Source organism: Delftia sp. ZNC0008, assembly GCF_000799035.1.
Lineage (GTDB): Bacteria > Pseudomonadota > Gammaproteobacteria > Burkholderiales > Burkholderiaceae_C > Comamonas > Comamonas tsuruhatensis.
On sequence record NZ_JTKZ01000795.1, the window covers coordinates 1 to 5,963 of the forward strand.

Annotated in this window: 7 protein-coding genes; 3 read left to right on the forward strand and 4 right to left on the reverse strand. The window is 68.3% G+C overall.

Going from position 1 to position 5,963, the window contains the following annotated elements; all coding sequences use genetic code 11:
• The 4 genes from L995_RS25630 to L995_RS34730 all read right to left on the reverse strand — a co-directional run.
• Positions 1–272, reverse strand: a 272-nt coding sequence (locus tag L995_RS25630) for a DNA glycosylase AlkZ-like family protein (protein ID WP_047474131.1), incomplete at its 3' end; no start/stop codon positions are given.
• 77 nt (positions 273–349) lie between these two features.
• Positions 350–1,282 (reverse strand): DUF4349 domain-containing protein, encoded by a 933-nt coding sequence (locus L995_RS25635; RefSeq protein WP_047474132.1) that lies wholly within the window; start codon positions 1,280–1,282, stop codon positions 350–352.
• Between the two features lie 44 nt (positions 1,283–1,326).
• The gene (locus L995_RS25640) at positions 1,327–2,148 is read right to left on the reverse strand and encodes a hypothetical protein (RefSeq protein WP_231574528.1); all 822 of its coding nucleotides are present in this window, start codon (positions 2,146–2,148) and stop codon (positions 1,327–1,329) included.
• 10 nt (positions 2,149–2,158) lie between these two features.
• Positions 2,159–2,287, reverse strand: coding sequence for a hypothetical protein (locus L995_RS34730; RefSeq protein WP_269431537.1), 129 nt, complete (start codon positions 2,285–2,287; stop codon positions 2,159–2,161).
• Between the two features lie 247 nt (positions 2,288–2,534).
• Here L995_RS34730 and L995_RS25645 point away from each other — a divergent pair, with 247 nt between their 5' ends.
• From L995_RS25645 to L995_RS25655, 3 genes are all read left to right on the forward strand, one after another.
• Positions 2,535–3,779 (forward strand): SAM-dependent methyltransferase, encoded by a 1,245-nt coding sequence (locus L995_RS25645; RefSeq protein WP_047474133.1) that lies wholly within the window; start codon positions 2,535–2,537, stop codon positions 3,777–3,779.
• Positions 3,780–4,265: 486 nt separating this feature from the next.
• Positions 4,266–5,039, forward strand: a complete 774-nt coding sequence (locus L995_RS25650; RefSeq protein WP_016453872.1) for an SDR family oxidoreductase — start codon at positions 4,266–4,268, stop codon at positions 5,037–5,039.
• A 40-nt stretch (positions 5,040–5,079) separates the two neighbouring features.
• Positions 5,080–5,963, forward strand: an 884-nt coding sequence (locus L995_RS25655; protein ID WP_047474134.1) for a LysR family transcriptional regulator, incomplete at its 3' end; no start/stop codon positions are given.

Consider the following 5,963-nt stretch of genomic DNA (forward strand, 5'->3'; position numbering starts at 1 on the left):
ATCAGCGCCAGGTGCTCGCTGGGCAGAAAGCCGTAGTTGACCAGGCAGTCCTCGTCGATCGGCAGGGGCGCGTAGCGGCGCTCCAGGTCGCCGGCGCGGTAGTCCTTGACGCGGTGGCGCAGCGTCAGGTCCTGTGCCCGGGCCGGGGCGCGGATCGGATCTGCCTGCACAAAACCCAGGCGCTGTATGGCCGCAGGCAGGGTGGTCGGTGTGAACAGGGTGCGCGCCACGGCATGGCGGCGCAGGTCGTCAAGGCTCGGTTCGGTGGGCATGGCTTGATTGGAGCACGGCAGGGCTGCCGGGCGGGCCGGTCTCCGTGCCGCCGTACTTCCTGATCCTGCCGTGCCGCTCAGGCCTTCCTGGCACGCCTGCGCCGCCACAGCGCGCGCAGCACCCAGCCCAGCGGCAGCACCACCAGCACCAGCCAGGGCAGCACGGCCGCCACGAAGGTGATCAGCGCGGCCATGCTCTCGCCCAGCACATGGCCGGCATCGCGCAGCGCGCGGCCTATGGGGCTGTAGCTGGTGCCGCCCTGCACCAGGGCGCGGGTGGGCGTGAACTGGATCTGTATGTGCTGCTTGCTGGTCTGCTGCTCCAGCACCTTGCGCTGGGCTGCCATGGCGTCCAGCTCGGCCTGCGTGTCCGACAGCGTGCGCTGTATCTCCAGCAGGTCGGACATGGTGCGCTTGGTCGTGGTGTCGCGCAGCATCAGGCGCAGGCTGTCGCGGAACTCGGTGCGGTTCCTGATGCGCGCCTCCACGTCGATCACCTCGGCCGTCTTGTCCTCGCTGATGGTGTTCTGCGACACGATGGTGGCCACGCCGGCCAGCGTGCCCAGCAGCCGCTGCACATCGGCCGGCGCCACGCGCATCTCCAGCATGGCGTTGCCGGGCTGCTGGGGCGTCTCGCGCAGAAGGGATGCCGACAGCAGCTCGCAGCGCAGCGTGGCACACAGGTCGCGCACCTGGCCCCAGGCATCGGCCAACTGCGCCTGCGGCACTTCCACGTTCAGCTCCTGGCGCACGGCCAGGAAGCGCTGGGCCATCTCGTCCTGCGCCGATGTCTCTGGTGCGGCTGCTGCCGCATCCTCGGCCTGCACGGTGGCGGCGCGGCCTTGCTTCATGCCGGCGCCGCCCGCCATGGGCGCGGGGGCGGGCGCAGATTCCATGGCTGCTGTGTCATGCCGCTGGTTGCAGCCCGCAAGGGCCAGCGTGGCAGCCATTGCCAGCACGGCCGGCAAGGTCATGCGGGAGGGCAGAGTGGAAGGCCGGGGATGCGTCATGAATTTCCTCTTGAAAACAGGCAAGAACAGGCCGCTGCCAGGGCTCAAGGCTTGCCGCCGGGGCCGAACATGGTGTCCACCTCGGACTGCAGCTCGAAGATGTCGGACACCGTGTAGAGCCAGTCGCCCTTTTGCAGATGGCCGGGGTCCGGCGGCGTCTCCACGCAGGCCTTGACCAGGGTGAACTGGCCTGCCGGGTCGGGCAGGAACTTCAGGCCCGATATGGAAAACCGCGCCACCCGCCCCACGCCATCGTTGTAGCGCCGGCCCCGGGCGCGCACGTCGGCCAGCTCCGCCATCTGCGGCACATGGTCGAACACCGCGTCGTAGAACTCGACGATGGGGCTCTGGTTGGTCCGGGCGCAGCCGTGCACGTACAGGGCGTAAAAGCGCCCGTCCAGCTCCATGGCCACCACGTCGGCCGCGCGGTAGAAGGTCAGGCTGTCGGGCAGGCCCGGCGAGCGTTTGGGCGGCGCGGGCGGCGTGTCCAGGAAGTCCTGGCGGATCTGCGCCGACTTGCGAAAGAAGTCATCGCTGAGCGCCACCTCGGCATTGAGCACATCGATGGCCGTGCGCGCCGCCGCGTTCAGGCCCGCGTCGGCCAGGCCGTTCCTGTGCAGCACGATGGCCAGGGCCAGCGCCGTCTTGTGCCGGTACAGCGCCGTTGCCTTGGCGTCACCGGCCTGCAGCACGCAGCTCCAGCGCCGCAGCAGGGGCGGCAGGGCATGGCCGCCGTAGTTGGCCGCAATAGCGGCATCGTGCCGGCCCAGCGCAAACGTGCGCGCCATCACGCGCGCCACGTCTTCCTCCAGGGTCTGCACCAGGGTGTCGGCTGCCAGCTTGGACAGCGCCTGGGTATGGGTCATGGCCATGGCGTCACTGGCTCCAGTTCGATGGCAGGTTCCTGAAATCCGGCAGGCGGTGGCCGCCGGTGCTGCATTGTTCGTTGCGGTGCTCGATGCAGTGCTCGATGCAGTGTTCGATGCTCAGGTCATGGGCTTGCATGGGTCTGTCGCAGGCGCCTTCGCGCCGGGGCAGTTGGAACGCCGGCCAGTGTGCCCCAAGCCGGGCGGCTGGCGGGGTTTTGGCGGGGTGTGGGCGCCATCGGGTCTGTATCGATCCGCTACCGGCGTGGGCTTCGTCGTGCTGACGTCTTGCCGTCACATGAACCGGCAAGACTCGTCATTTGCTTTGCATGCGGTTCATGCGGTTCATGTCAAAGGGGGCGCCGCCAGCCCCGGGGAGATGCACGATGTTCTGGGACAAAAAGCTCAGGCGCTGGGCCGAGGCCGTGCGTGCGCGGGCCGATCTGCCGGCGCGGCTGGTGCTGTGGAATGGCGAGCAGTTCGACTTCGGCCGCTTCGAGCAGCCGCGGGTCACGCTTACCGTGCGCAGCGCCTCGGCCCTGCCGCTGCTGCTGGACCCCAGCCTGGACCACCTGGGCCAGGCCTATGTGAAGGGCCAGATCGACATCGACGGCCGGCTGCCCGACATCATCGACTTCGGCTATGCGCTGGCTCGCCGCATGTCCAAGACCCAGGGCGCGGGCAAGGGGCCGGGGCGGCTGGCGCTTGCGGCGCGTGCGGCCAGGCGCTTTCGGCACAGCCGCAGCACGGACCGCGAATCCATCCAGTACCACTACGACGTGTCCGACGACTTCTACCGGCTCTGGCTGGACGAGGGCATGGTCTATTCCTGCGCCTACTTCGAGAACGGCGACGAGGACCTGGCCACCGCCCAGCGCAAGAAGCTGGACCACATCCTCACCAAGATCCGCCTGCAGCCCGGCCAGCGCCTGCTGGACATCGGCTGCGGCTGGGGCGCCCTGGTGCTGCGCGCGGCCCAGCACTTTGGCGCGCACTGCGTGGGCGTGACCCTGTCGCGCAATCAGTTCGAAGCAGCCACCGAGCGCGTGCGTGCGGCAGGCCTGGCCGACCGCATCGAGATCCGCCTTCAGGACTACCGCGACGTGCAGGGGCGCTTCGACCGCATCACCAGCGTCGGCATGTTCGAGCATGTGGGCCGCCGCAACCTGCCCATGTACTTTGCGCACATGCGCGAGCTGCTGGCCGATGACGGGCTGGCGTTGAACCACGGCATCACCTCCACCGATGCGGACGTGGGCGCCACGGCGTTGGGCGGCGGCGCGTTCATCGACCGGTATGTGTTTCCTGATGGCGAGCTGCCGCACCTGAGCCTGGCGCTGGAGGCCATGCAGCGTGGGGGGCTGGAGGTGCTGGATGTGGAGGGGTTGCGGCGGCATTACGTGCGCACGTTGCAGTTGTGGTTGGAGCGGTTTGAGGCTTGTGTGCCGGAGATTCGGGCGTTGGTGGATGAGGAGAGGTTTCGGATTTGGAGGGTGTATTTGGCGGGGTGTGCTTATGCGTTTGAGCACGATGACGTGTCTATCTTTCAGGTTGTTTGTCGGAGGGCGGGGCAGGGGGCTGCTTCGTTGGCTTGGTCGCGGCGGTATATGTACGAGCGGACCTTGTCGTGAGGCTTGTCTTGTTCGCCTGGCGTGACGCGGGTTTGGCTTTTTGACCCTGCCGGGTGGTGTTTTTTCGAGGCCGGGTCTCGGCCCGGCGGCCGACCTACTTTCCTTTGTTTCGCCAAAGGAAAGTAGGCAAAGCAAAGGCGACCCGAATGCCCACGACCCCTTCGCTGCGCTGCGGGGCAACCTGCGTCGGGCCACCTGCGGGGTTCGCCGTGAAACTCACTTCGCGCTGCGCGCTCCGTTCAGACAATCACGGCGAGTCAGATGACGAAGCAGTCCTGTCCTGCGGCAGGACTGCAACCCCGCAGGCGGCCCGACGCAGGCGCGGGCATACGGGAGGGGGGAGCGGAGCGGGCTGCCGGGGGCAGGCGCCGCTGGGCGCGGCTGATTGTTCTGGTTTTCTGGATGATCCATCCCGGCTGCGCCGGTTTATCGCGGGGGGCTGGCTGCCTAAGCTGGGTGCTTCATCCAAGCACAAGGAGCGTTTCCATGGCAGACCATTCCATTCGCGGCAAGGTGGCGCTGATTGCAGGCGGCGGCAAGAATCTGGGCGGGCTGATTGCCCGTGATCTGGCGGGGCACGGCGCGCGGGCCGTGGTGGTGCACTACAACAGCGAGTCTTCCCGGGCCGAGGCGGAGACCACGGTGGCCGCAGTGCGTGCGCTGGGCGCAGAGGCCGTGGCGCTGCAGGGTGATCTGACGCGTGCTGGCGCTGTGGAGCGGCTTTTTGCAGAGGCCGTGGACGCCGTGGGCCGGCCGGACATTGCCATCAACACCGTGGGCAAGGTGCTCAAGAAGCCGCTGATGGAGATCAGCGAGGCGGAGTACGACGAGATGGCGGCCGTCAACGGCAAGTCGGCGTTTTTCTTCCTCAAGGAGGCGGGGCGCCATGTCAACGACCACGGCAAGATCGTGACCCTGGTGACCTCGCTGCTGGGCGCGTTCACGCCGTTCTATTCCTCCTATGCGGGCACCAAGGCGCCGGTGGAGCATTTCACGCGGGCGGCGGCCAAGGAGTTCGGGGCGCGGGGCATCTCGGTCACGGCCGTGGGGCCGGGGCCCATGGACACGCCGTTCTTCTACGGCCAGGAAGGCGCTGACGCGGTGGCCTATCACAAGAGCGCGGCGGCGCTGTCGCCGTTCTCGCCCTCGGGGCTGACGCATATCGAAGACGTGGTGCCCTTCATCCGCCACCTGGTCAGCGACGGCTGGTGGATCACCGGGCAGACCATCCTGATCAACGGCGGCTATACCACCAAGTAGGCCAAGTAGAAGGACCGCTGCACGGACTATGCTGCGTCCCATGGACCGACTCGACCGATACCGGATCTTCATGCAGGTGGCCGAGATGGGCAGCTTCATCAAGGCCGCCCATGCGCTGGACCTGCCGCGCGCTACGGTGTCTGCCGCCGTGCAGCAGCTGGAAGAGCAGGTGGGCGCAAGGCTCTTGCACCGCACCACGCGCCAGGTGAGCCTGACGGCTGATGGCGCCCAGTTGCTGGAGCGTGTGCGCCCGCTGCTGTCAGAGGCCGAGGATGTGGAGCAGATGTTCCAGGCCCGCACGCGCCAGGCCACGGGCCGGCTGCATGTGGACGTGCCCAGCCGCATCGCGCGCCGCCTGCTGGCGCCTGCGCTGCCGGGGCTCATGCGCCGCCACCCGGGGTTGCAGCTGGTGCTGGGCTCGTCAGACCGCGCCATCGACCTGGTGCAGGAAGGCGTGGACTGCGCCGTGCGCGTGGGCACGCTGCATGACAGCAGCCTGGTCGTGCGCCCGCAGGGCTGCATTGCCCTCATCAACTGCGCCAGCCCTGCCTACCTGCGCGAGCACGGCCTGCCCGAGCAGCCGCAGGACCTGCTGCACGGCCACTGGAGCGTGGGCTATGCCTCGCCGCGCACGGGGCGGGAACTGCCCTGGGAATGCAGTGGGGCGAGCGATGTGGATGGGGCGGATGGGGTGGACGGGCCGCAGACCCTGGCCGTGCCCAGCCGCGTGGTGACCAACAATGCAGAAAGCTACATCGCCTGCTGCCGCGCCGGCCTGGGGCTGATCCAGATCCCGCGCTATGACGTGCAGCACCTGCTGGACACGGGCGAGCTGGTGGAAGTGCTGCCCGCCCACCGCGCAGCGCCCATGCCCGTGGCGCTGCTGTATCCGCACCGCCGCCAGCGCTCGCGCCGGCTACGCGG

What these genes read in the sequence shown, in the direction of transcription:
- L995_RS25650 (WP_016453872.1), top strand. Translation starts at nt 4,266, where the DNA reads ATGGCAGACCATTCCATTCGCGGCAAGGTGGCGCTGATTGCAGGCGGC.
- L995_RS25645 (WP_047474133.1), top strand. Translation starts at nt 2,535, where the DNA reads ATGTTCTGGGACAAAAAGCTCAGGCGCTGGGCCGAGGCCGTGCGTGCG.
- L995_RS34730 (WP_269431537.1), bottom strand. Translation starts at nt 2,287, where the DNA reads ATGCAAGCCCATGACCTGAGCATCGAACACTGCATCGAGCACTGCATC.
- L995_RS25640 (WP_231574528.1), bottom strand. Translation starts at nt 2,148, where the DNA reads ATGACCCATACCCAGGCGCTGTCCAAGCTGGCAGCCGACACCCTGGTG.
- L995_RS25635 (WP_047474132.1), bottom strand. Translation starts at nt 1,282, where the DNA reads ATGACGCATCCCCGGCCTTCCACTCTGCCCTCCCGCATGACCTTGCCG.